At 67.7% G+C, this 22,209-nt stretch carries 22 protein-coding genes and 1 pseudogene; 12 read left to right on the forward strand and 11 right to left on the reverse strand.

Annotated elements, in window-relative coordinates; genetic code table 11:
• Positions 1-54 precede the first annotated feature (54 nt).
• Together ACTIEF_RS06290 and ACTIEF_RS06295 are read left to right on the forward strand one after the other, a co-directional pair.
• Positions 55-1,416, forward strand: coding sequence for a TonB-dependent receptor plug domain-containing protein (locus ACTIEF_RS06290; protein ID WP_439471263.1), 1,362 nt, complete (start codon positions 55-57; stop codon positions 1,414-1,416).
• A gap of 51 nt (positions 1,417-1,467) precedes the next feature.
• Positions 1,468-1,590: a hypothetical protein gene (locus tag ACTIEF_RS06295; RefSeq protein ID WP_439471513.1), complete on the forward strand. Its 123-nt coding sequence runs from the start codon at positions 1,468-1,470 to the stop codon at positions 1,588-1,590.
• Positions 1,591-1,599: 9 nt separating this feature from the next.
• On the opposite strand, the pseudogene ACTIEF_RS06300 reads toward ACTIEF_RS06295, so the two are convergent.
• Positions 1,600-1,950, reverse strand: a pseudogene (locus tag ACTIEF_RS06300) (hypothetical protein); the annotation flags it as partial.
• A gap of 211 nt (positions 1,951-2,161) precedes the next feature.
• Here ACTIEF_RS06300 and ACTIEF_RS06305 point away from each other — a divergent pair.
• Positions 2,162-2,581, forward strand: a complete 420-nt coding sequence (locus ACTIEF_RS06305; protein WP_439471264.1) for a hypothetical protein — start codon at positions 2,162-2,164, stop codon at positions 2,579-2,581.
• Positions 2,582-2,820: 239 nt separating this feature from the next.
• On the opposite strand, the gene ACTIEF_RS06310 is transcribed toward ACTIEF_RS06305, so the two are convergent.
• The 6 genes from ACTIEF_RS06310 to guaB all read right to left on the reverse strand — a co-directional run bounded on the left by ACTIEF_RS06310 (position 2,821) and on the right by guaB (position 9,942).
• The gene (locus ACTIEF_RS06310) at positions 2,821-4,200 is read right to left on the reverse strand and encodes a tyrosine-type recombinase/integrase (protein WP_439471265.1); all 1,380 of its coding nucleotides are present in this window, start codon (positions 4,198-4,200) and stop codon (positions 2,821-2,823) included.
• A gap of 290 nt (positions 4,201-4,490) precedes the next feature.
• Positions 4,491-6,050 (reverse strand): glutamine-hydrolyzing GMP synthase, encoded by a 1,560-nt coding sequence (guaA, locus tag ACTIEF_RS06315; protein ID WP_439471266.1) that lies wholly within the window; start codon positions 6,048-6,050, stop codon positions 4,491-4,493.
• Positions 6,047-6,757 (reverse strand): 5'-methylthioadenosine/S-adenosylhomocysteine nucleosidase, encoded by a 711-nt coding sequence (locus ACTIEF_RS06320; RefSeq protein WP_439471267.1) that lies wholly within the window; start codon positions 6,755-6,757, stop codon positions 6,047-6,049. The genes guaA and ACTIEF_RS06320 overlap by 4 nt, the downstream gene beginning before the upstream one ends.
• A complete protein-coding gene (locus ACTIEF_RS06325; RefSeq protein WP_439471268.1) occupies positions 6,754-8,058 on the reverse strand; it encodes an RsmB/NOP family class I SAM-dependent RNA methyltransferase in 1,305 nt (434 codons plus the stop codon). Before ACTIEF_RS06325 ends, ACTIEF_RS06320 begins: the two co-directional genes overlap by 4 nt.
• A 10-nt stretch (positions 8,059-8,068) precedes the next feature.
• Positions 8,069-8,467: an MAPEG family protein gene (locus tag ACTIEF_RS06330; protein ID WP_439471269.1), complete on the reverse strand. Its 399-nt coding sequence runs from the start codon at positions 8,465-8,467 to the stop codon at positions 8,069-8,071.
• Between the two features lie 17 nt (positions 8,468-8,484).
• Positions 8,485-9,942 carry an IMP dehydrogenase gene (gene guaB / locus ACTIEF_RS06335; protein ID WP_439471270.1) on the reverse strand — a complete coding sequence of 486 codons (1,458 nt, stop codon included), beginning with the start codon at positions 9,940-9,942 and terminating at the stop codon, positions 8,485-8,487.
• Between the two features lie 129 nt (positions 9,943-10,071).
• Here guaB and ACTIEF_RS06340 point away from each other — a divergent pair, with 129 nt between their 5' ends.
• Together ACTIEF_RS06340 and ACTIEF_RS06345 are read left to right on the forward strand one after the other, a co-directional pair.
• A complete protein-coding gene (locus ACTIEF_RS06340; protein WP_439471271.1) occupies positions 10,072-10,635 on the forward strand; it encodes a DUF2061 domain-containing protein in 564 nt (187 codons plus the stop codon).
• Between the two features lie 45 nt (positions 10,636-10,680).
• Positions 10,681-12,228: a cation:proton antiporter gene (locus ACTIEF_RS06345; protein WP_439471272.1), complete on the forward strand. Its 1,548-nt coding sequence runs from the start codon at positions 10,681-10,683 to the stop codon at positions 12,226-12,228.
• Between the two features lie 4 nt (positions 12,229-12,232).
• On the opposite strand, the gene ACTIEF_RS06350 is transcribed toward ACTIEF_RS06345, so the two are convergent.
• Together ACTIEF_RS06350 and ACTIEF_RS06355 are read right to left on the reverse strand one after the other, a co-directional pair.
• Entirely contained in the window at positions 12,233-13,231 is a 999-nt protein-coding gene (locus ACTIEF_RS06350; RefSeq protein ID WP_439471273.1) for a hypothetical protein, read from the reverse strand.
• Positions 13,228-13,938: an RlmE family RNA methyltransferase gene (locus ACTIEF_RS06355; RefSeq protein ID WP_439471274.1), complete on the reverse strand. Its 711-nt coding sequence runs from the start codon at positions 13,936-13,938 to the stop codon at positions 13,228-13,230. The genes ACTIEF_RS06350 and ACTIEF_RS06355 overlap by 4 nt, the downstream gene beginning before the upstream one ends.
• Before the next feature lie 78 nt (positions 13,939-14,016).
• Between ACTIEF_RS06355 and ACTIEF_RS06360 the strand changes: the two genes are divergently transcribed.
• The 4 genes from ACTIEF_RS06360 (at position 14,017) to ACTIEF_RS06375 (ending at position 16,352) form a co-directional block, all read left to right on the forward strand.
• Positions 14,017-14,271 carry a type II toxin-antitoxin system Phd/YefM family antitoxin gene (locus ACTIEF_RS06360; RefSeq protein WP_439471275.1) on the forward strand — a complete coding sequence of 85 codons (255 nt, stop codon included), beginning with the start codon at positions 14,017-14,019 and terminating at the stop codon, positions 14,269-14,271.
• The gene (locus ACTIEF_RS06365; protein ID WP_439471276.1) at positions 14,268-15,248 is read left to right on the forward strand and encodes a PIN domain-containing protein; all 981 of its coding nucleotides are present in this window, start codon (positions 14,268-14,270) and stop codon (positions 15,246-15,248) included. Before ACTIEF_RS06360 ends, ACTIEF_RS06365 begins: the two co-directional genes overlap by 4 nt.
• A 28-nt stretch (positions 15,249-15,276) precedes the next feature.
• Entirely contained in the window at positions 15,277-15,774 is a 498-nt protein-coding gene (locus tag ACTIEF_RS06370; RefSeq protein WP_439471277.1) for a peptidylprolyl isomerase, read from the forward strand.
• Between the two features lie 71 nt (positions 15,775-15,845).
• A complete protein-coding gene (locus tag ACTIEF_RS06375) occupies positions 15,846-16,352 on the forward strand; it encodes an HD domain-containing protein (protein ID WP_439471278.1) in 507 nt (168 codons plus the stop codon).
• 193 nt (positions 16,353-16,545) lie between these two features.
• Here ACTIEF_RS06375 and rnd read toward each other — a convergent pair whose 3' ends face one another.
• Positions 16,546-17,694, reverse strand: coding sequence for a ribonuclease D (gene rnd, locus ACTIEF_RS06380; RefSeq protein ID WP_439471279.1), 1,149 nt, complete (start codon positions 17,692-17,694; stop codon positions 16,546-16,548).
• Between the two features lie 80 nt (positions 17,695-17,774).
• On the opposite strand from rnd, the gene purM reads away from it, so the two are divergent.
• On the forward strand, positions 17,775-18,812 hold the full coding sequence (gene purM / locus ACTIEF_RS06385; protein WP_439471280.1) for a phosphoribosylformylglycinamidine cyclo-ligase: 1,038 nt from the start codon (positions 17,775-17,777) through the stop codon (positions 18,810-18,812).
• Here purM and ACTIEF_RS06390 read toward each other — a convergent pair.
• The gene (locus ACTIEF_RS06390; protein ID WP_439471281.1) at positions 18,809-19,279 is read right to left on the reverse strand and encodes a hypothetical protein; all 471 of its coding nucleotides are present in this window, start codon (positions 19,277-19,279) and stop codon (positions 18,809-18,811) included. The genes purM and ACTIEF_RS06390 overlap by 4 nt on opposite strands.
• 126 nt (positions 19,280-19,405) lie before the next feature.
• Between ACTIEF_RS06390 and purN the strand changes: the two genes are divergently transcribed.
• Positions 19,406-20,002, forward strand: a complete 597-nt coding sequence (purN, locus tag ACTIEF_RS06395) for a phosphoribosylglycinamide formyltransferase (protein WP_439471282.1) — start codon at positions 19,406-19,408, stop codon at positions 20,000-20,002.
• An 80-nt stretch (positions 20,003-20,082) separates the two neighbouring features.
• Positions 20,083-22,143, forward strand: coding sequence for a M13 family metallopeptidase (locus ACTIEF_RS06400; protein WP_439471283.1), 2,061 nt, complete (start codon positions 20,083-20,085; stop codon positions 22,141-22,143).
• Positions 22,144-22,209: the final 66 nt, after the last annotated feature.

The raw sequence follows: 22,209 nt of genomic DNA on the forward strand, positions 1-22,209 counted from the left end.
CTTCGTCTCTTCCCCGAACCGCGTCTGTGCGGATATCCATTTCGGGGGATTATTATGCGTATCGGTCTTTGTTCGTCTGCATTCGGAGCACTCGCTGTCGCGGCGGCAATGCCTGTCGTCGCCCAGGCACAATCCCCTGCCGTCCAGTTCCGGGTCCCGGCGGGCCCGCTACAAACCGCTCTTCCGCTGTTCGCCACGCAGAGCGGCGAGCAAATCCTCTATTCCACAGACCTCGTAGCCGGCCGTCAGTCTGCGGGCGTCAGCGGCGCGCTGCGGACCGATCAGGCGCTGACCACGCTACTGCAGGGCACGGGCCTGCGCGCGCGGCGCACGAGTCCCAATACCCTGGTTGTCTACGATCCGGACGCAAGGGCGGACGCGACAGATGAGGCTGTCGAGATTGAGGATGTTGTCGTCACGGGAAGCCTCATCCGGGGGGTCGCCGACGGCCCCTCGCCAGTCGTTACGGTGACCCGGGACGAGATGGATCGGAATGGCCGCGCAACCGTGGCCCAACTGCTCGCGAGCTTGCCGCAGAATTTCGGCGGCACGGCGAACGAAGGCGCACTGGGAAACGGCGGCGATCGCTCCGGCACGAACTCGACATACGCCAATGGCGTCAACCTACGCGGTCTGGGCAGTGACGCCACGCTCGTCCTCATCAATGGACGCAGGCTCGCGGGTACGGGGGCCAAAGGCGACTTCGTCGATGTCTCGACAATCCCCACCGCCGCAGTCGAGCGCGTCGATATCCTGTTGGACGGAGCCTCCGCCCTTTACGGCGCCGACGCTGTCGGCGGCGTCGTGAATATCATCCTCAGAGACGACTATGATGGCGCCGAGACCCGGGTGAGGGTCGGAAACACCTCCGACGGCGCGAGCGGCGAATATTCGAGCCTGCGCGCTGCGACCCAGTCGGACCGCTTCAAGGCCGTGATCGCCACCAGCGGCTACCCGGAGCTGACGCGCTCGATGGAACTGCCGCCCTTCTTCCGCGTGTCCCCGGACGAGGGCGTTCCGGTCGGACAGATGGCCGGCTGGGGCGAGACGGGCCAAGGGCGGTTCGGCGCCTTCTCAACCTCCCCGGAGAACTACGTCGCCCAGAGCCCTCTCTTCAGCGTCGAACGTCTGAGAACCCCCACGCTTCTCGCTGAGGGCGATCAGGAGAACGCCCGTATGGGCGCGCTGTTCAGCGCACTCTATCGACTGAACCGCGAAGCGGCCTTGGTGACCTACTATGGCGAGGGTCATGTCTATGAGAGCCCCGGCAATGTGAGGGACCTACACGCGCGCATCCTGGATTGGCTGGCTCGATATCTCGGTCCGCCAGCGCGCCTCGAGCCGCTGCGTCCAGCGCTGCGCCCAGACCTCGAGCACCCCGAGCAGCAAGGGCCGGTTGGCGCCGGGACTCCATAAGAGACGTTCAGGCTCCAGATCCCGACCGAGCTCCACCCGATCGAACAATCGATGCTCGACCATCAGCCCGTCCATCAGAAGGGGACGCAGGTCCGGAAGGCTGCGCTGGACGACGTGTCCGTAGAACCGGCCCAGATCACCCTTGTCACGACGCTGGGCGATGGACGGCGGTAAACGGCCCGCGAAGGCTTTGCGCGCAAGGCCGCGGTCTCTCGGACCCAACGTCAGGCGATCGGCGGGGATCGCGAGGCAGTGCTCCATTACGGGCTGACTGAGCAGGGGATGGATCAGGTCGGCGGCCCTCGCGCGCAAACAATCGCTCCAGAAAAGCTGGCAGTTGGCGAGACGGTGCACCTGTCCATACTTCCCCGGCGGAAGATCTGCGGCATCCCCCAGCCAGGGATGGAGCGGCGCGGCCGAAGGCTTTCGGGGCGGAGGCCAAAGGGCCAGACGCGCAAGCGTCCAGGCGGAATGGCGGGTCAGGGCTGTCGTCAAACGCGGTCCCGACAAAGCGGGACGGACGCCAGAGGGCATGGCGCTCCATGGTGTCGCCGAGAAGAACCATATCTCCGGGCGTGACGACGTTCAGTCGCGCGCCCCAAGCCTCACACCGGCCCCGAACGCGCCGACCGGCAGGCCCGTCCTCCACCCCAGGCGCCAGCCGCTCCAGACCGCTGACGGACAGTCGAAGCTGAAGCGGCGTCCAGAGGCCATATCCCGGATAGAAAACCTGCAGCGCCAAGGCATGGACCACGGTCGCCAGCGCTGCGCCCACATCGGCCTGCACCGCGTCGCGCAGGCCCATGGTCTTGTGGGCCGTGAGGTCGATGACCAGCCGGTCGGACAGGGCGCTCCCGACCTCTTCCGGCTCCGGCGCGCGGCCGCCTCTCTCGGCGTCGGCATCGCCACCGTCGTCCTCGACCGCGTCCTCTTCCGGGGGCGGCGCCACCGCGTCCTCGGCCCGGACCAGTCCGCGCTCGAAACGGGCCAGACCGTCGTGGCCGAGCATCACCACGACCCCCGCCCGCGCCTTGGCCTCGGCGGCATAGTCGAAGTCAGGGCCGAAGGCCTGCAAGGCCTTGTCGATCTCCTCCAGCCGCGCGTCCGCTTCGGGCGACAGGCCGCCATCAACTCCGGAGCCGCTGACCCGAGCCGGAGACGCTGACGCACCACATGGGCGGACACCCCAAACCGGGCGGCGATCTCCTCGGGGCCGTAGCCCTTCTCGGCGGCCAGCCGCTGGAAGGCCTCAAACTGGTCGGCGGGATGCATGGCCTCGCGGGTCATGTTCTCGTCGAGGCTGATCTCATGGGCGTCGTTCTCGGCGTCCACGATCACCCGCACCGGATGGGTCCGCTTGATCGCCTTGCGCTTGGCCAGCAGCCGAAGCCCCTGACGGCGCCCTTAGCGCTTCAGGGGCATCGTCGTATTCGATGGAGCGAAGATTGCGATACGACATTCGGCGCGCTTGCCGACTTGCCGACGTTGGCCCATTCGGATTTCATGACCGACGTCGCCCAGCCCGAACCTGCTCCAAACCCCGACCCCTTCTTCGAGACGATCCCCGATGGGCTCTGGAACGCCTGTATCGGCGTTCAGGGCAGCGAGGAGGCCTATATCGACGGCTACATCGAGGCTGCGCGCGAACTCGTTGTGGCCGTCATCGACAAGAAGATGTTCGGCAGTCGGGACTCTCTCGCCATGCCGATCCTGTACAACTGCCGACATGCGATCGAACTGTCCCTGAAGTTCGCGATAAACCGGCTGCATGACGCCGGCATGGTCGCCGAAGGGCTCGAGCGGAAGGTTACCTTTTCCGGCCCTTTCAGCGATCGCACTGGTGACGCGGTTGAAAGTCGCCCGCGACATCGGCGCATCGGCGTCATAGCGCGACGGCAGGATGTATTTCGAGTTGCCGGCGCAGGTCTTCAGAGCGACGAGGATGTCGAGCATCTGGGTGGAGAGGTAGACGTTGTGAGGGCGTGAGCGCTTCATGCGCGCAGCCGGGATCGACCAGACCGCAATGTCGAAATCCACCTCGGTCCAGACCCCGTCCTGAAGTTCGCTCTTCCGAACCATGCTGAGCAGGATGAACTTCAAGCCGAGCCTGATGGTCGGCAGGGTCGCCACCTCACCCAAGAGCATCAGCATGATCCGGATTTCGGCTGGGTTGAGTGACCGATCGCGCGGTCGGAAGGTGGCGATCGAAGCCGGACCCACGTCATCCGCAGGGTTGTCGATCTTCTCACCGTGGAGGATGGCCCAGCCGTAGATCTGTTTGACGATATCCCGGACGTGGATCGCCGTGGCGGGCGCCCCGCGATCCACAATCGTCTTGCAGTGCGCCCGCAGGTCGTCAGGTGTGATCTCGCTCAGCAGGCGGTTCTTCCACTTTGGCAGAACGTCCCGATTGAAGATGGCCCGGCGCATGTCGCGGGTGCTGTCCGCCATCGGCGCGCGGTCCATCCAGCCTTGGGCGACCTGTGCGAAATCCTGAGCTTCCTTCAGGCGACGTTTGGCGCGCTGCTTTTCGACTGCGGGCGACACCCCGTCCGCGATCGCCTTCTTCACCTCGATAAGCCGCTCGCGGGCTTGGGCCAGCGTCAGTCCGGCCCGACCGTAGCGACCGAGCGTCAAGGTCTCTCGACGGCCGTTGAAGCGATAGTCGTAGCGGAATGAGATTGCGCCGCCCGTCGAGACATAGACGTACATGCCGTCCCTGTCGGTAATCTTGTAAGCCCTTGCTTTCGGACGCAAATTCTTCAGTGCGGTGTCGGTAAGCACGGTATAATCGCCTCTGTCCGTCGATCCTCGAATTCGGTCACGCCGAGACGGTTTTTTCCTAGTTATCTCAACGACTTGCTGGGAATAAATACCGTCAGGGCGGGGCCCGATGTCACAACGGTATGAGCCCGAGTCCGCCAGATCAATGCAGCCGCGTACCGTCGCGCAGTCCGACAAAACGGAAAAAGACCCTCCGAATGGCTCCGAAGGGTCTCGACAGAATTCACAATGTTGTCAGGCCTTTAGAGGCTGTTTCGGAAGCGATACCGAATGCTACCGAAGGGTCGGGACTATTCCCACTCGATCGTCCCGGGGGGCTTCGACGTCACGTCGTAGACGACGCGATTCACGCCGCGGACCTCGTTGATGATGCGCGTGGCGGTCTTGCCAAGCATGTCCCAGGGGAACTGGTAAAAGTCCGCCGTCATGCCGTCGGTCGACGAGACAGCGCGCAGGGCCAGCACCTTCTCATAGGTTCGGGCGTCGCCCATGACGCCGACGGTCTTGACCGGCAGCAGCACGGCGAAGGCCTGCCAGATGTCGTCGTACAGGCCGGCCTTGCGGATCTCGTCCAGATAGATGGCGTCGGCCTCCTGCAGCGTGGCGACCGCTTCCGGGGTGATCTCGCCGGGGATGCGGATGGCCAGGCCCGGTCCGGGGAAGGGGTGGCGACCGACGAAGGCGTCGCTCAGGCCCAGCTCGCGGCCCAGGGCCCGGACCTCGTCCTTGAACAGTTCGCGCAGCGGCTCGACCAGCTTCAGCTTCATATAGTCCGGCAGGCCGCCGACGTTGTGGTGGCTCTTGATGACGTGAGCCTTGCCGCTGGACGAGGACACGCTCTCGATCACGTCCGGATAGAGCGTCCCCTGGGCCAGGAATTCGGCGCCTTCGATCTTGGCGGACTCGCGGTCGAAGATCTCGATGAACACCCGACCGATGGTCTTGCGCTTGGTTTCCGGGTCCGACTGGCCGGCCAGCTCGCCAAGAAACTCCTTCGACGCATCAACGTGGATCAGCGGAATGTTGTAGTGCTCGCGGAAGAGTGTGGTGACCTGTTTCGCCTCATCCTTGCGCAGCAGGCCAGTGTCCACGAACACGCAGGTCAGCTGGTCGCCGATGGCCTCGTGGATCAGCACCGCGGCCACCGAGGAATCCACGCCGCCCGACAGGCCGCAGATGACCTTGGCGTCACCGACCTGTTCGCGGATCTGGGCGATCTTCTCGTCGCGATAGGCCGCCATGGTCCAGTCGCCCTTGAGCCCGGCGATGCCGTGGGTGAAGTTCTTCAGCATCTCATGGCCGCGCGGCGTGTGCATGACTTCGGGATGGAATTGAACGCCATAGAAGCGTCTCTTCTCATCGGCGATCACCGCATAGGGCGATCCCGACGACGAGGCGACGACGTCGAAGCCTTCCGGGATGGCGACGATCTTGTCGCCATGGCTCATCCAGACGTCCTCGTCCTCGCCCACCGGAGCCAGGCCGGCCAGCAGGGGCGAGGTCTTCTCGATGGTGATCGCGGCGCGACCGAACTCGCGGGTGTGGCCGCCCTCGACCTTGCCGCCCAGCTGTTCGCACATGGTCATCTCGCCGTAGCAGATGCCCAGAACCGGCACGCCCGCCTCGAACACCGACTGCGGCGCGCGCGGGCTACCCTCCTCGTGCACGCTCTCCGGCCCGCCGGACAGGATGATCGCCGCCGGGTTCATCGCCGCCATGGCGGCCTCGGCCTTGGCGTAGGGATGGATCTCGCAATAGACGCTGGCCTCGCGCAGACGGCGCGCGATCAGCTGCGTCACCTGACTGCCGAAGTCGACGATGAGAACTTTCTGGTGGGTCGGCTGGGTCATGCGAGCGATTCCGGGGAGGGCGTGGAATGGGCGGGGTCTTGGCCGTCCGTGACGGCAATGGCAAGGGCGGCGAGGCCGTCTGCCTCCAGCACGGCGATCAGGCGATCCAGCGCCGCCGCCAGGTTCTCGTCGACGTGGTGCAGGGTGGAGGTCCAGTCCTCCAGCGCCTTCAGCTCGGCGCGCCCGTCCGACACTCCGCGCAGGGCCACCAGAGGCAGGCCGAAGGTCTGGCAGGCGCGCAGCAGGGCGAAGGTCTCCATGTCCACCATCTCGGCGTCGATGGCCTCATAGGCCTTGCCGGAGACGACATTTCCACCGGTCGACAGGGTGGCGATCGGCACACCGGGGATCGGGCACGGCAGCGGCATCACAGCGGGCCGGTCCAGCAGCGGCGTGCGGCCCTTCTCGAAGCCCAGGGCGCTGGCGTCCATGTCGCGATAAGACACCGAAGACGCCTGATAGACCGCCGCATGCTCCAGCGTCGGCGAGCCGCACGAGCCCAGCGACAGCACCAGATCGGGCAGGTCTCCCCTCGCCTCCAGCCGCGCCAGTTCGGCGGTCAGGGCGATGGCGCCTTCCACCGGACCGATGCCGGTCATCAGCGGCTGGATGCGCGCCTTCAGATGGGCGCCGTACTCCGCCGGGGCCGCCATGACGCAGAGGACCGAGACGTCGCCGTATCGCTCCATGCGCCGGCCGCCGCTCACGAAGCGCGCTCGTACAGGGCGACGAAGAAGCCGTCGGTGTTCGTGGACGCCGGAGACAGGCGCAGCCGGTGCCCGTCCGCCTTGGCCGCCAGAGTCTCTCCGCCCGGGACGGTCAGCCCCGCTTCCGACAGGGCCGAGGCCACCGTCACCGGCGTGAACTCCGGATGCGCCGCCTCGAAGGCCGTGATCGAGGCCTCGTTCTCGCGGCTCAGCATCGAGCAGGTGACATAGACCAGCCGCCCGCCCGGCTTCACCAACTGGGAGGCCTGCGACAGGATGCGGACCTGCAGGGCGTGCAGCTTCTCCACCTCATCGGCCGTCAGCCGCCACGCATCCTCCGGACGCCGGCGCCAGGTGCCCGAACCGCTGCACGGCGCATCGACCAGAACCAGATCGGCCTGGCCGTTCAGATCCTCGATCCCGCCGCCATTCTGGCCCAGCAGGCAGAGGTCCGCCGCCACCCCGGCGCGGGCCAGCCGCGGCCGGATATTGTCCAGACGCTTCTGCACCACGTCACAGGCGACCAGCGTGCCCTGCGCCTGCATGGCCTGGGCCAGGGCCAGCGTCTTGCCGCCCCCGCCCGCGCAATAGTCGACCACCGTCATGCCCGGCCGGGCGCCGGCCAGCCAGGCGACGATCTGGCTGCCCTCGTCCTGGATTTCGATATGGCCCTGTTTAAAGGCCTCCAGCGCCTGCACGTTCGGCGGCGGCTCGCTGGGCAGGCGCAGGCCGAAGGTCGAGAAAGGCGTCGGCTCGGGGGCCAGCTCCGCGTCCTTCAGATCAGCCTCGACATCCGACACCGTCGCCAGCAGGCCGTTCACCCGCAGGTCGATCGGCGCGCGCGGGGCCATCAGCTCGCGGGCTTCTTCCGCCCAGCGGTCGCCGTAGGTCGTCTTGAAGTCCTCGACCACGAACTCGGGCAGGCCCGAAGCCACCCAGCCGGGCAGCTCGCCTTCACCGGCGGCGGTCAGGCGCGAGCGCTCCTGTTTCGACAGCGGACGCGGGCCATAGCCGTCGCCCGAGTGCAGGGCCTCGATCTCGTCCAGAGACAGGCCGTCGATCAGGCTCAGCGAGCCGATCACCAGCGCCCGGCCATCCTCGCGCCCGCCCATGGCCCAGGCCAGACGCCCGCGCGCCCGCAGCACCTTGTAGACCCGGTCGGCGATGCCCCGGCGATCCTTCGACCCGGCGTAGCGATTGGCGACGCCCCAGGCCTTCAGGGCGGCTTCGGCGGGCTGACGGCCCTGGGCGATGCTGTCCAGGATCGAGGCGGCGGCGGCGAGGCGGGCGGCTGGGGTCAAGTCAGGTCTTTCAAACGAACAGGGCGACGATCACCATCACCAGCCCGCCGGTGGCGACCAGCCAGACCAGCGAGCGGACATAGGGAACGCCGAAGGCGTAGAGCGGCAGATAGATCAGCCGCCCGAAGAAATAGAGGTGGGTCCCAAGCGCGGTCAGCAGACCGAACTTGCCCTCGATACTGGCCATGACCACCGCGCCGATGAACAGCGGCAGGGTCTCGAACAGATTGGACTGGGCCCGCATCAGGCGACCGGCCAGCTTGCCCGGCGGCGGATTTTCACCGTCGCGCGGACCCGCGTTCCACTTCGCACCCAGCTCGGCGGTGCGGGCCATCCCCGCCGCGCCGATCTGGATCAGGGCCAGGATGAGGGTGAAAGCCAGCAGAATGAATTCAGGCGTCATATCCATGGCTTGCCCTCCCTGGTTCAGCCCTGACGATAGTTCGGAGCCTCGCGCGTGATCATCACGTCATGGACGTGGCTCTCGCGAAGCCCCGCCCCGGTGATGCGCACGAAGCGCGCTCGATCCTGGAAGTCCTTGATGGTCCCGGCGCCCACATAGCCCATCGAGGCGCGCAGGCCGCCGACCAGCTGGTGCAGGACGGGGCTGATCGGCCCCTTGTACGGGGTCTGGCCTTCGATGCCCTCGGGGACCAGCTTCTCGGACGACACTTCCTTCTGGAAATAGCGGTCCGCCGAGCCGGCGCCCATGGCGCCCACCGAGCCCATGCCGCGGTACGACTTGTAGCTCCGCCCCTGGTACAGGAAGACCTCGCCGGGGCTTTCGTCGGTGCCGGCGAACATCGAGCCCATCATGGCCACGTTCGCGCCGGCCGCGATGGCCTTGGCCAGGTCGCCCGAATATTTGATCCCGCCGTCGGCGATGACCGAGGCGCCGGTGCCCTTGGCCGCGCGGGCCGAGTCCATCACGGCGGTCAGCTGGGGCACGCCCACGCCCGCGACGATGCGGGTGGTGCAGATCGAGCCCGGGCCGATGCCGACCTTCACCGCATCGGCGCCCGCGTCGATCAGGGCGCGGGTGGCGTCATAGGTGGCCACATTGCCGGCGATGATCTGCAGGCGGTTGTTCTCACGCTTGATGCGCTCCACCACGGCGGCGACCGAGGCCGAGTGGCCGTGGGCGGTGTCGATCACCACCACGTCCACGCCCGCTTCGGCCAAAGCCATGGCCCGCTCGAAGCCGGAGTCGCCGACCGTCGAGGCGGCGCCGACCAGCAGGCGACCCTGCTCGTCCTTGGCGGCGTTCGGGAAGGCCTGCGCCTTCTCGATGTCCTTCATGGTGATCAGGCCAACGGCCCGATAGTCCTCGTCCACCACGATGACCCGCTCGATCTTGCGGGTCCGCAGCAGTTCGCGGGCCTCTTCACGGCTGGCGCCCTCGCGCACCGTGATCAGGTCGCCCGTGGTCATCAGGGCCGCGGCCTTGACGTTCAGGTCGCTCTCGAACCGCATGTCGCGGTTGGTCAGCATGCCGACCAGCTTGCCCGACTTCGGATCGACGACCGGGAAGCCGGTGATCTTCTTGCGCTCGACGATCTGGCGAACCTCGCCCAGCGTCGTCTCGGGACCGACGGTGACCGGATTGACCACCATTCCGCTTTCATAGCGCTTCACGGCGCGGACCTGATCGGCCTGCTCCTCGATGGTCATGTTGCGGTGCAGGACGCCCAGACCGCCCGCCTGCGCCATGGCGATGGCCAGGCGGCTTTCCGTCACCGTGTCCATGGCGGACGACAGCAGCGGGATGTTCAGTTTGATGTCGCGGGTCAGCTGGGTCGAGACATCGACCATCGCCGGCATGAACTCGGACGGGCCGGGTTCGAGCAAAACATCATCGAAGGTGAAGCCTTCGCGTATCTCCATGAGGAGTCTCCGTTTTGCGGGCCGCGTATAACCGCACCCGCCCCGGAACCGCAAGGCCTCCGGGCGCTCTATCGAACCGATAAGAAAAATTGCCTTGCGTCCCGAGGCTTTGCCCCCAATCTGGTGAGAATGGTTCGCACCTTCGTCAGCACCGTCCGCCGCCTCGCGCTCAAGATCGCGAGCTATGGCATCATGCACCTGGTGGTCGCCATCCTGGTGGCTTTCGCCATCACGCGTGACTGGCGTCTCGCGCTCGCGGTCGGCGTGGTCGAGCCTTTCTTCCAGACCATCGCCTATTCGATCCACGACCGCGTCTGGCACCGCATCGAGCGGCGCAACATGCTGTCCGGCGTCGAGGAGGCGTCCGAAGCCTTCACCGCCCGTCTGGGCGTCATGGACCCTGCGGAGCAAACCCGCGCCCACGGTCATCACGGCCATGGCCACCACGGCCACAGCCACGCCCTGCCCCGCTCGTTCAAGCAGATCGCGCTCAAGTCCGTCACCTACGGCCTGATGCATTTCACCGTCGCGGTCGCGGTCGCCTTCGCCCTGACGCGCGACATCCGCGTGGCACTGACCATCGGCATTCTGGAGCCGCTGGTGCAGACCATCTTCTTCACAGTCCACGACCGCGTCTGGACCAGCATCGAGGCCCGCAAGGCCCGTCGCGCCGCCGCCCTCGCCAAGGCCTGAAATCCCGCTGACGACCTCCGCGACATGCGCTAGCCTGTCGCGGGCATGCACGGCTTCGAAACCATCCTGACCGTCATGGCCGCCGCGGTGGCCATGTCCCTGCTGGCCCAGAAGCTCAAGGCCCCCTTCCCGCCCTTCGTCGCCCTCGCCGGGGCCATGGCGGCCTTCCTGCCCTTCGCGCCGGAGCTGACGCTGGATCCGCCGCTGGTGCTGGCCCTGTTTGTCGCCCCGGTCCTGCTCGACGCCGCCTTCGACAGCTCCCTGCGCGACCTCAAGCGCAACGTCGTCCCCATCGCCCTGCTCAGCCTCGTCGCCGTGGTCATCACCACGCTCGCGGTGGCCCTGACGGCGAAGATGCTGGTCCCCGGCCTGCTCTGGCCCGCCGCCGTGGCTCTCGGCGCCATCGTCGCCCCGCCGGACGCCGCCGCGGCCACCGCCGTGCTGCGGATCATCCCCGCCCCCTTCCGCATCCGCACCGTGCTGGAGGGCGAAAGCCTGTTCAACGACGCCGGCGCCCTTCTGATCTACAAGCTGGCCGTCCTGACCATGGTCGCCGCCATGCCGGTGGGCTGGTCGCTGGGCGGCACCATCCTGCTGGCCACCGCCGGCAGCGTTCTTTTCGGCCTGATCGCCGCCTGGATGCAGATGCGCATTGTCCGCCTGCTGACCGAGGCCCCGCCCGCCATCGTCATGCAGTTCGTCGGCGGCTTCGGCCTGTGGATCATGGCCGAGCATCTGGGCCTGTCCGCCATCATCACCATCGTCGTCTTCGCCCTCGCCATCGCCCGCATGTCGGCGCGCACCTCGGCGGTGTTCCGCGTCCCCGCCTACGCCGTCTGGGAGACCGCCGTCTTCGCCCTGAACGTCCTGGCCTTCACCCTGGTCGGCCTGCAGATCGGCCCGATCTGGCGCGGGCTGGAGGACGCCCAGCGGCAGGACTACCTCGTCTTCGGCCTGATCGTCCTCGGCGTCTGCGTGCTGGTCCGGCTGGTCTGGGTTATGGGTTACAACGGCGTCGCCCAACTGCGGAACCGCCTCATCGGGCGACACTTGGCCCGCGCCAGCCACGCCCCCAGCTTCGCCGCCGGTCTGGTGATCGGCTGGGCGGGCATGCGCGGCGTGGTCAGCCTGGCCGCCGCCTACGCCCTGCCCATGAACTTCCCCTACCGCGACCTGATCCTGCTGGCCGTCTTCACTGTCGTCATGGGCACGCTGGTGGTCCAGGGCCTGACCCTCGGACCGCTCATCCGCCTGATGGGGCTCCGTGACGACGGGGTTCTGGCGGGCGAGATCCGCAAGGCCCGCGCCGCCATCGCCGACGCCGCGATCGCCCATGTCTCGGACCGCGACGATCCCCCGGCCAAGCGGCTCAAGGCCGAGTACCACGAACGCCGCGCCGCCGTGGACGCGGCCTGCGACGGCGACGGCCGCGTCGCCCTGCCGGTCGATGATCTGGCGGGCGAGGTGCTTCAGGCCAAGCGCGACCGCCTGCTGGACATGCGTCTCAGCGGCGAGATCAGCGACGCCGCCTACTATCAGATCGAGGAAGAGCTGGACCGCCGCGAACTGGCCCTGACGCCCGTCGTGCGCTGAGCCCTCAGGGCCTCAGGAAGCCATAGTCGGTGCAGCCGGGCCGCTCGCCGCTGGGCCGGTTCTCGGCATCCCGGCACACCAGCGGCCCTACGCCCTGCTGCCCGGCCTCGCGCCGGACCTCCCAGACCACATGGTCGTCGCGCACGCCCAGCAGCCCCATATCCGGGATATTGTCCGCCCCGTTGCCCAGCTTGACCGCGATCACCGCGAACCCGGGATCCACCGTATCGCGATAGACGCGCACCCCCCGTCGCCGCGCCACGAAACCCTCGACGCCACCGGGCAGGACCGACCCCGGCTCCACCGAGTCCAGCAGAGCCCCACCCTCGCGATCCGCGCGGCTTTCCTCGGCCTTCTGGAACGGCACGAAGGGCAGCACGGTCAGCCCGACCATGGCCCAGAGGACGTCCGTGCCGACGTCGCCTGACCGCACCGTCCGCTCGGGCAACTGCACGCACAGGCTGGTCACCGACAGGTCGGCGGGCGCCGTCGGCAGCCGCTCCAGCACCCCCAGCCCGTCCGACAGCGGCAACCGTCCCGGCGCGACCGTCATCGGCGACAGCGGCTGCGCCCCCATCATCCGCGCATGCGTCGCCTCGCGGGTCGCCAGCGCCGAATCTTCCGGACGGCGCGCCACTGGCATCGCCGGGCGCACCCCGGTCAGCCGCCCGTTCTCGAACACGAACCAGCCCCGGCTGCGGCGCATCAGTTCGGCGCGCGGATTGGCGTCCGGCTCGCCTGGCAGCGGGATCTCTGGGAAGCCCGTCACGCACACCCCGCCCTCGGGCCAGGCGCGGTGGAACCGCTGGGCGGGATACAGGTCCACGGCGCGTCCGCCGTCGACGATCCGCACCGCCTCGGCGACGCTGACCTCGCCCGGCCCCCCGATCCTCGCCGCCACCTCGGCGGGCGTCCGCCCCAGCAGCTCCGTCACCGGCACGCGGATCGGCGGGTGTTCCACCACCTGCATCGCACCGATCAGGGCCAGGGCGATCAGGCTCATCTCTTGTTCAGCGCCACCAGGAACACCTCGGCGCTGTCCTTCCGGCTCGAGGCGGGCTTGACGTATTTCACCGTCTCGAACTCCTCGCGCAGCCGGGCCAGCACGCCCCCGGCGTCCCCGCCCTGGAAATTCTTCGACACAAAGGCCCCGCCGGGCCGCAGGGTGCGGATGGCGAAGTCCGCCGCGATCTCGATCAGGGCGATGATCTTCAGGTGGTCCGTCTGCCGGTGCCCGACCGTATTGTGCGCCATGTCCGACAGCACCAGATCCGGCGGCCCGCCCAGCAGGTCCATCATCTGTTGATCGACGCCCGGATGGGTGAAGTCCGCTTGGATCAGCTCGGCGCCCGGCACCGGCTCGATCGGCAGCAGGTCCACGCCCACCACCGCCTTCGCCCCGCGCTTCATCGCCACCTGCACCCAGCCGCCCGGCGCCGCGCCCAGATCGATCACCCGGCTGCCCGGCTTGATCAGGCGGAAGCGGTCGTCGATCTCGATCAGCTTGAACGCCGCGCGCGACCGCCAGCCCTCGGCTCGCGCCTTCTCGGACCATTTGTCCGACAGCTGCCGCTTGATCCACTGCTGGCTGGACATCGACTTGGTGTCCGCCGTCTTCATCTTCGTGCCCATGCTCCGCCCGGCCGCAGTCCCGCCCGAGGGCGGTTTCACCATGCGGCGGCGTTCAGGCTTGGGGGCTTCGTCGGACATGGAAGGGCTATGCGTGCCTGTCTGTGCGTTGAGAACAGACCAAGGTTGGTCCATAATCCTGATCGATGGGAGACGGTCGTGGACATATCTGTAAGCGAAGCCAAGGCTCAACTAACGGAACTCGTGCGTCTGGCTGAAGAAGGTGAGGAGGTGATACTTACCCGTCACGGCAAGCCTGTCGCTCGTGTTGAGGCGATCAGCGCGACACGCGTGAAGGATCGGCGCGCGGTCATGGAGGCTGTTCGGCGACAGGCTCCTCCCAAGGGTCCCGATCACATCAGCGCCGCCCGCAGTCAGGACTTCCTCTACGACGAAGACGGCCTGCCCCGTTGATTGTCATCGACAGCTCGGCCCTCATGGCCATCCTGCTCGATGAGGAGGGGGCGGACGCATGTATGGCCGCGATCGAGAGCGCACCTCGCGTGGTCATCTCCGCCGGGACCTTGGCCGAAACCCTGATCGTCGCCACGCGGCGGGGGATGGGCGAACGGATGGGCCGAATGATCGAGGACCTTGACCTCGAGATCGCCCCCGTCACCGCTTCAGCCGCCCGTCGAGCCGCATCCGCCTACGAGGTCTTCGGCAAGGGCTTCCACACTGCGACCCTGAATTTCGGCGACTGCTTCGCCTATGAGGCGGCTAAATCGCGCGGATGGCCCTTGCTCTTCGTCGGCGATGACTTCAGTCGCACCGACATCGAATCCGCCCTTCCCTCCAGCCACACGGGTGTCATGTCCGGCGACCTTTTCGGAAGAGACGAACCGCCTCGCCAGATCGAGCGCCTCTTCTTCGGACTCATGCTTCCGGAGGCGGCCGCCCGAGCGGCGACCGAAGTGCTGGGGGAATCGCGCGACGAGCACGGGCTCCGAGGCCACGCGATCCGGCAGGATCGGCTGCACATCACCCTGATCCATGTCGGCGACTATCAGGGGATGCCGCCCGGCTCGGTCATCGACGCGCTCAAGCAGGCCGGTGAAAGCATGGCCTCCAACGCCTTCAAGGTCACCCTAGACAGTGCCTCCAGCTTCTCCGGCGCGCCGGGCAAGCATCCGCACGTCCTGCTCGGCGACCGAGGCGTCGAGGCGCTCAGGGCCTTCCGCAACGACCTGCTGACCGCCGTCATCCGCCATGGCGTCAAGCCGCTATCGCGTCAGGACTTCAATCCGCACGTGACGCTCAGCTACGGCGACCGGCGCCTGCCCGAACGGCCGATCCGCCCGATCAGCTGGCGGCCCGAGGAATTCGTCCTGATCCACAGCGAGGTCGGACGGTCGATCTATCACACGCTCGGACGCTGGCCTTTGCGCTGACGCTTTGCCTGCGAGCCTCGCCGCCTATATGAGCAGGCGAAACCCTCCAAAGGAGCGCGCCCGAATGGCCGAAACCCTCACCCTGACCCTCGACAACGGCGACGCCCCCGGCGGCGACGTGGTCATCAAGTTGCGCCCGGACCTCGCGCCGAACCACGTCAAGCAGATCACCGACCTGGCCTCGGAAGGATTCTACGATGGCGTCGTCTTCCACCGCGTGATCCCGGGCTTCATGGCCCAGGGCGGCGACCCGACCGGCACCGGCACCTCGGGCTCCAACAAGCCGAACCTGAAGCAGGAGTTCTCGGCCGAGCCGCACGTCCGCGGCGCCGTCTCGATGGCCCGCACCTCGGACCCGAACTCGGCCAACAGCCAGTTCTTCATCGTCTTCGACGACGCCACCTTCCTGGACCGCCAATACACTGTCTGGGGCAATGTCATCGAAGGCATGGAGCACGTCGACAACCTGCCCAAGGGCGAGCCGCCGCGCGCGCCCGGCAAGATCGTCAAGGCCACGGTGGCCTGATCATGATCTCCGGTGCGGTTCGCGATGCGCTGATCGCGCGCTATAGCGAACCGCACCGGCGCTATCATGCAATGCCCCATATCGAGGACTGTCTGACGCAAGTCCGGGCCTGCACCGACCTCACCGCCGACCAGCGCGACCTGCTGGAGACGGCGATCTGGTTCCACGACGCGATCTACGACCCCACCCGCAATGACAATGAAGCCGCTAGCGCAGATCTGGCGCGCGCGCAGCTATCCGCCGACGGCGCCGATCCGGCCGTCATCGCCGAGATCGAGCGGCTGATTCTGTTGACGGCGGGCCATTCGGTCAGCGACGGCGACGCGCTGGGCGCTCGCCTCGTCTCCATCGACCTGTCCATCCTCGGCGCCGAGCCCGACCGCTACGACGCTTACGCCCGCGCCATCCGCGAGGAATACGCCCACGTTCCGGAGCCGCTCTATCGCGCCGGTCGCGCGGCGATCATGGGGCGTTTTCTGGGAAGCCCGGCCCTCTACGCCGATCCGGTCTGGGCGGAGCGCTACGAGGCGCAGGCTCGCGCGAACATCGCCCGCGAGATCGAGGAACTCACGGCGTGAAAACGAAAAAGGCCGCCCCTTCGGACGGCCCCTTCCTGCTCCAGCCCTCTCCCGCTTGCGGGAGAGGTGGCCCGGCGGTCAGGCGAAGCCTGATGCAGGGTCGGAGAGGGCCGTCAAAACACCCCCATCGTCGCTGGATCGCTACGCGATCAACGCGACACTTCCCCCGCAAGCGGGGGAAGGCCGTTCAAACCTACTCGATCTCCACCACCTCGACCCGCGGCCCGTTCAGGACCAGGGCGATCTCCCCGCGCTTCAGCTTCAGCGCGTCCTCGCCAAAAAGCTGACGGCGCCAGCCCTTCAGGGCCTCGACGTTGGCGTTATCGTCCAGCGCGATCTTCTCCAGATCGGCGACATTGGCGATCAGCTTGGTGGCCACGCCCGCATTGTCGCTCTTGGCCTTCAGCAGCACCTTCAGCAGTTCCACCACCGACGGCGGGGCCGGCTGGTTGTGCGCCGGGCGCTCGAGCTTGGGCGCATGGGCCTCGGGGTCGGCCATGACCCGCTTCAGCTCGGCGCTCAGTTCGAGACCCAGCCGCGACGCGCCGAAGCCCTTGGGCACCGAGCGCAGGCGGTTGAAGGCGTCCGGATCGGTCGGCGCCTGGGTGGCGATCTCGTCGATGGCCTCGTCCTTCAGGATGCGCCCGCGCGGCTGGTCGCGCTCCTGCGCCGCCCGCTCGCGCCATACGGCGGCGGCGACGAAGGGCGCCAAGTACTTGGCCGAGAACTTCTTCGGCTTCAGGCGACGCCACGCCTTCTCCGGGTCGGTGTCGTACAGCGCCGGGTCGGTCAGGTCGCCCATCTCGGCCATCACCCACTCCAGACGGCCGTCCTTCTGCAGGCGGTCGCGCAGCTTGGGATACAGGGCCGCCAGATGGGTCACGTCACCCAGCGCATAGACCAGTTGGGCCTCCGACAGCGGACGCCGCGCCCAGTCGGTGAAGCGGCTGCCCTTGTCGACCTCCTGCCGGATCATCTGGCGCACCAGCGCCTCATAGCTGACCTGATCGCCGAACCCGGCGGCCATGGCGGCCACCTGGGTGTCGAACATCGGCTTGGGCATGGCGCCCAGCTTCACGAAGATCTCCACGTCCTGACGGGCGGCGTGGAAAACCTTCAGAATCGATTCGTCGCGCATCAGGGCCAGGAAGGGCTCCAGATCGAGCCCCTCGGCCAGAGGATCGATGATCGCGGCGTGCGTCGGCGAAGCGGCCTGGATCAGGCACAGCTTGGGCCAGTACGTCGTCTCCCGCATGAACTCGGTATCGACGGTGATAAACGGCTCGTTGGCCAGGCGCGCGCAAAATTCTTGCAGCGCCTCGGTGGTGGTGATCGGCGTCATTCGGATGCTATAGCCCCGCGCGCGCCCGTTGTGGCAAGAGCCGCGACATATTTCCGCCCACTGATTCAGGCCCGTGACCGATGAGCGACACTTCCGACAGCCTCAAGAACGGCCTGACCTACGCCGATGCGGGCGTCGATATCGACGCCGGCGAGATGCTGGTCGAGCATATCAAGCCCCTGGCCAAGTCCACCGCCCGCCCCGGTTCGGAGCCCTCGCTGGGCGGTTTCGGCGCCCTGTTCGACCTCAAGGCCGCCGGCTTTGAAGACCCGCTGATCGTCACCACCACGGATGGCGTCGGCACCAAGCTCAAGATCGCCATCGAGACCGGTCGCCACGACGGCGTCGGCGTCGATCTGGTCGCCATGTGCGTCAACGACCTGCTGGCCCAGGGCGCCGAGCCCCTGCTGTTCCTCGACTACTACGCCACAGGCAAGCTCGAGATCGACGCCGCCCGTCGCGTGGTCGCCGGCATCGCCGAAGGCTGCCGTCAGGCCGGTTGCGCCCTCGTCGGCGGCGAGACCGCTGAAATGCCGGGCATGTACACCGGCGGCGACTATGACCTCGCGGGCTTCAGCCTCGGCGCCGTCGAGCGCGGCCACGCCCTGCCCTACCTCGACCGCCAGCAGGCGGGCGACATCATCATCGGCATCGGCTCGTCCGGTCCGCACTCCAACGGCTATTCGCTGATCCGCAAGGTGGTCGAGAAGTCCGGCCTGTCGTGGGCCGACGACGCCCCCTTCGCCAAGGACCGCTCGCTGGCCCAGGCCCTGATGGAGCCGACCCGCATCTATGTGAAGCCGGTCCTGCCGCTGATGAAGGCCGGTCTGGTCAAGGGCGCAGCCCACATCACCGGCGGCGGCCTGATCGAAAACCCGCCGCGCTGCATCGCCGAAGGCCTGCAGGCCAACTTCGACTGGGACGCCTGGCCGGTGCCGCACGTCTTCCAGTGGCTGGGCGAGGTCGGCGGCATTTCGGATCACGAACTGCGCCGCACCTTCAACTGCGGCGTCGGCTTCATCCTGATCGTCTCGCCGGAAAACGCCGAGCCGGTTCTGGCCGCCCTGCTGAACGTCGGCGAAGTCGCCTTCGTCTGCGGCCAGCTCGAGGCTGCCTAAGCCCCTTCCGCGTCCAGGCTGGAATAGCTGACCCGCACGACGGCGGCGCGGCCCTGACTCTGACGCAGCGAGACCGTCACCCCCTGACGGCTCCAGATCAGCCGGTTCGAGCCCGCCACCGTCTCGGCGGTGAAGCCCGCCTGTTCCAGCGGCCGCTGGATCGCGCCCTTCACCGCGTCGAAGCCCGCGCCCCGGGCCTGCAGTTCGCAGGCGCGCAGCACTTCGCCGTCATCTTCGCCGTCATCGGCGGTCAGGCGCAGCAGATAGGCCTGCCGGTCGTCCGAACTGGCCAGATCGGTGACCGCCCCCTCCTCGCCCGTGACGGTGAAGCCCAGGAACTCGATGGCCGCCCGGTCGCTGTCGCCGTTCACGTACGGCAGGCAGAAGTCCATCACCACGTCGCGGGTCATCTGGTCGGACTGCATCGGCGCGGAGGCGAGCGCGGCGGCGATAAGGGCGGCGATCATCGTCAGTCTTTCCCCCGAAAACTCCGCCCACTCTTTCCGAGCGCGCGCGCCAACACAAGACGCCGCCTCGGTTGACCCGACTCTGGCGCGGCGGCAAAGGTCCGCCGTCTCCGCAAGGTCCCGCCCATGACCGCTTCCCCGCCCCGGCGCACCCGTGTCGCCGTCCTCATCTCCGGCGCCGGATCGAACATGGCCGCCCTGATCGAGGCCGCGCGCAAGCCGGACGCCCCCTTCGAAATCGCCCTGGTCCTGTCCAACCGTCCCACCGCGGGCGGCCTGGCCTTCGCCGAGCAGCAGGGCATCCCAACCGCCGTCGTCAATCACCGCCTGTTCGGCGACAATCGCGAGGCGCACGAACGCGCCATCGACGCCGTCCTGATGGAGCACAGCATCGATGTGGTGGCGCTGGCGGGATACATGCGGCTGCTGACGCCCTTCCTCGTGCGGCTCTGGGCGGCGCGGATGATCAACATCCACCCCAGCCTCCTGCCCAAATATCCGGGCCTCGACACCCATGCCCGCGCCATTGAAGCGGGTGACGCCGAGGCGGGCTGCACTGTCCATCTGGTCACAGAGGGCGTCGACGAAGGTCCCGTCCTCGACCAGGAGTTCGTGCCGGTCCTGCCCATGGACACCCCGGAAAGCCTGCAGAAGCGGGTTCTGGCCGCCGAGCACAAACTCTACCCGCGCGCCCTCACCGCCTTCTGCCGCGCCCTGCATTAGAATTTTGTAATCCGCGACAATTCAGCGCGACACCGGAGGGTGTTGGAGTCAGGTTGCCGCAGACTTCAACAGGGGCTCCCATGCTCAAGATCCGCCTCATGGCCTGCGCCGCCGGCGCCGTGCTCACCCTCGCCGCGACGGTCGCCTCCGCCCAGACCGCGCCGCCCATCGTCGAAATCCCGGCCCGCACCACGCCGCAGATCGGGACCTTCGGCCTCGACACCGCGGGCATGGACACCTCCGTCCGCCCCGGCGCGGACTTCAACCGGTACGCCAGCGGGACCTATCTGCGGAACACGCCGATCCCCGCCGACAAGACGTCCTACGGCGCCTTCCACATGCTGTACGACAACTCGCAGGAAGCCCTGCGCGGCCTGATCGAGGAAAGCGCCGCCAACCCGACCACCCCCGAGGCCCGTCAGGTCGGCGCCTTCTACGCCAGCTTCATGGACGAGGCGACGGTCAACCGGCTGGGCGCCACGCCGCTGCAGTCCGACCTCGCCGAGGTCCGCGCCGCCGACACCCACGCCAAGATGGCCGCCCTCATGGGCCGCACACAGTCCGGCTTCGGCTCCACCCTCTTCGGCATCTACATCGCCGAGGACCTCAAGGACCCGAACCAGAACAGCGCCTACATCGTCCAGAGCGGCATCGGCCTGCCTGACCGCGACTACTATCTGGAAGCCGGCTTCGCGCCCCAGCGCGCCGCCTACCAGACCTGGATCGTCAAGGCACTGACCCTGGCCGGCTGGGCCAATCCGGAACAGTCCGCCGCCGACATCATCGCCTTCGAGACCCGCATCGCCGAACAGCACTGGACGCAGGTCCAGAGCCGCGACATCGAGAAGGGCTATTCGCCCACCACCCTCGCCGACCTGAACCAGAACGCGCCCGGCTTCGACTGGACCGCCTGGGCCACGGCCGCGGGCATCCAGAACGCCCCGCGCATCGTCCGCTCGCAGGACAGCGCCTATCCGGGCATGGCCCGCGTCTTCGCCGAGACGCCCATCGCCACCCTGCAGGCGTGGGAAGCCTTCCACGTCATCGACCAGGCCGCGCCCTATCTGTCACAGGACTTCGTCGACGCCCGCTTCGACTTCTACGGCAAGGCCCTCAGCGGCCAACCCGAGAACCGTCCCCGCTGGAAGCGCGGCGTGTCGCTCGTTGACGGCTCGCTGGGCGAGGCGCTGGGCCGCGAATACGTCGCCCACTACTTCCCGGCGGAATCCAAGGCCCAGATGGAGGCGCTCGTCGCCAACCTGCGCGCGGCCATGACCGAACGTCTGCAACACCTCGACTGGATGAGCGACGCCACCCGCCAGCAAGCCCTCTACAAGATGAGCCGCTTCGGCGTGAAGATCGGCTACCCGGACCAGTGGCGCAGCTATGACGGCCTGCGTCTGGTCCCCGGCGACCTCTACGGCAACGTCGAGCGCTCCTCGGCCTTCGAATGGCAGTGGAGCCTCGGCAAGCTCACCCGCCCGGTCGATCCGCTGGAGTGGGGCATGACGCCCCAGACGGTGAACGCCTACTACAACCCGCCGCGCAACGAGATCGTCTTCCCGGCCGCCATCCTGCAGCCGCCCTTCTTCGATCCCAACGCCGATCCGGCGGTCAACTACGGCGGCATCGGCGCCGTCATCGGCCACGAGATCACCCACGGCTTCGACGACCAGGGCCGCAAGGTCGACGGCGACGGCGTGCTGCGCGACTGGTGGACCGCCGAGGACGCCGCCAAGTTCGAGGCCCGTGCGGCGGTTCTCGGCGCCCAGTACTCGGCCCTCGCTCCGCTGGTCGGCTCCAACGTCAACGGCGACCTGACCATGGGCGAGAACATCGCCGATCTGGGCGGCCTGCTGCTGGCGCTCGACGCCTATCACCGCAGCCTGAACGGCCAACCGGCCCCGGTCATCAACGGCCTGACCGGCGACCAGCGCGTCTTCCTCGGCTGGGCCCAGGTCTGGCGCGAGAACATCCGTGACGACGCCCTGCGTCAGCAGGTCACCATCGATCCGCACGCTCCGGCCCAGTACCGCGCCGCCGTGCCGCCGCGGAACATCGACGCCTGGTACGCCGCCTTCGGCGTCCAGCCCGGCGACGAACAGTACCTGGCCCCCGAGGCCCGCGCCCGCATCTGGTAAGGCGCATTCCAGACAGGACAACGGCCCCGGAGAGCGATCTCCGGGGCCGTTTCTGTTTCAGCCTTC

Origin of the sequence: Brevundimonas sp. (assembly GCF_051858995.1) — a bacterium.
Taxonomy (GTDB): domain Bacteria; phylum Pseudomonadota; class Alphaproteobacteria; order Caulobacterales; family Caulobacteraceae; genus Brevundimonas.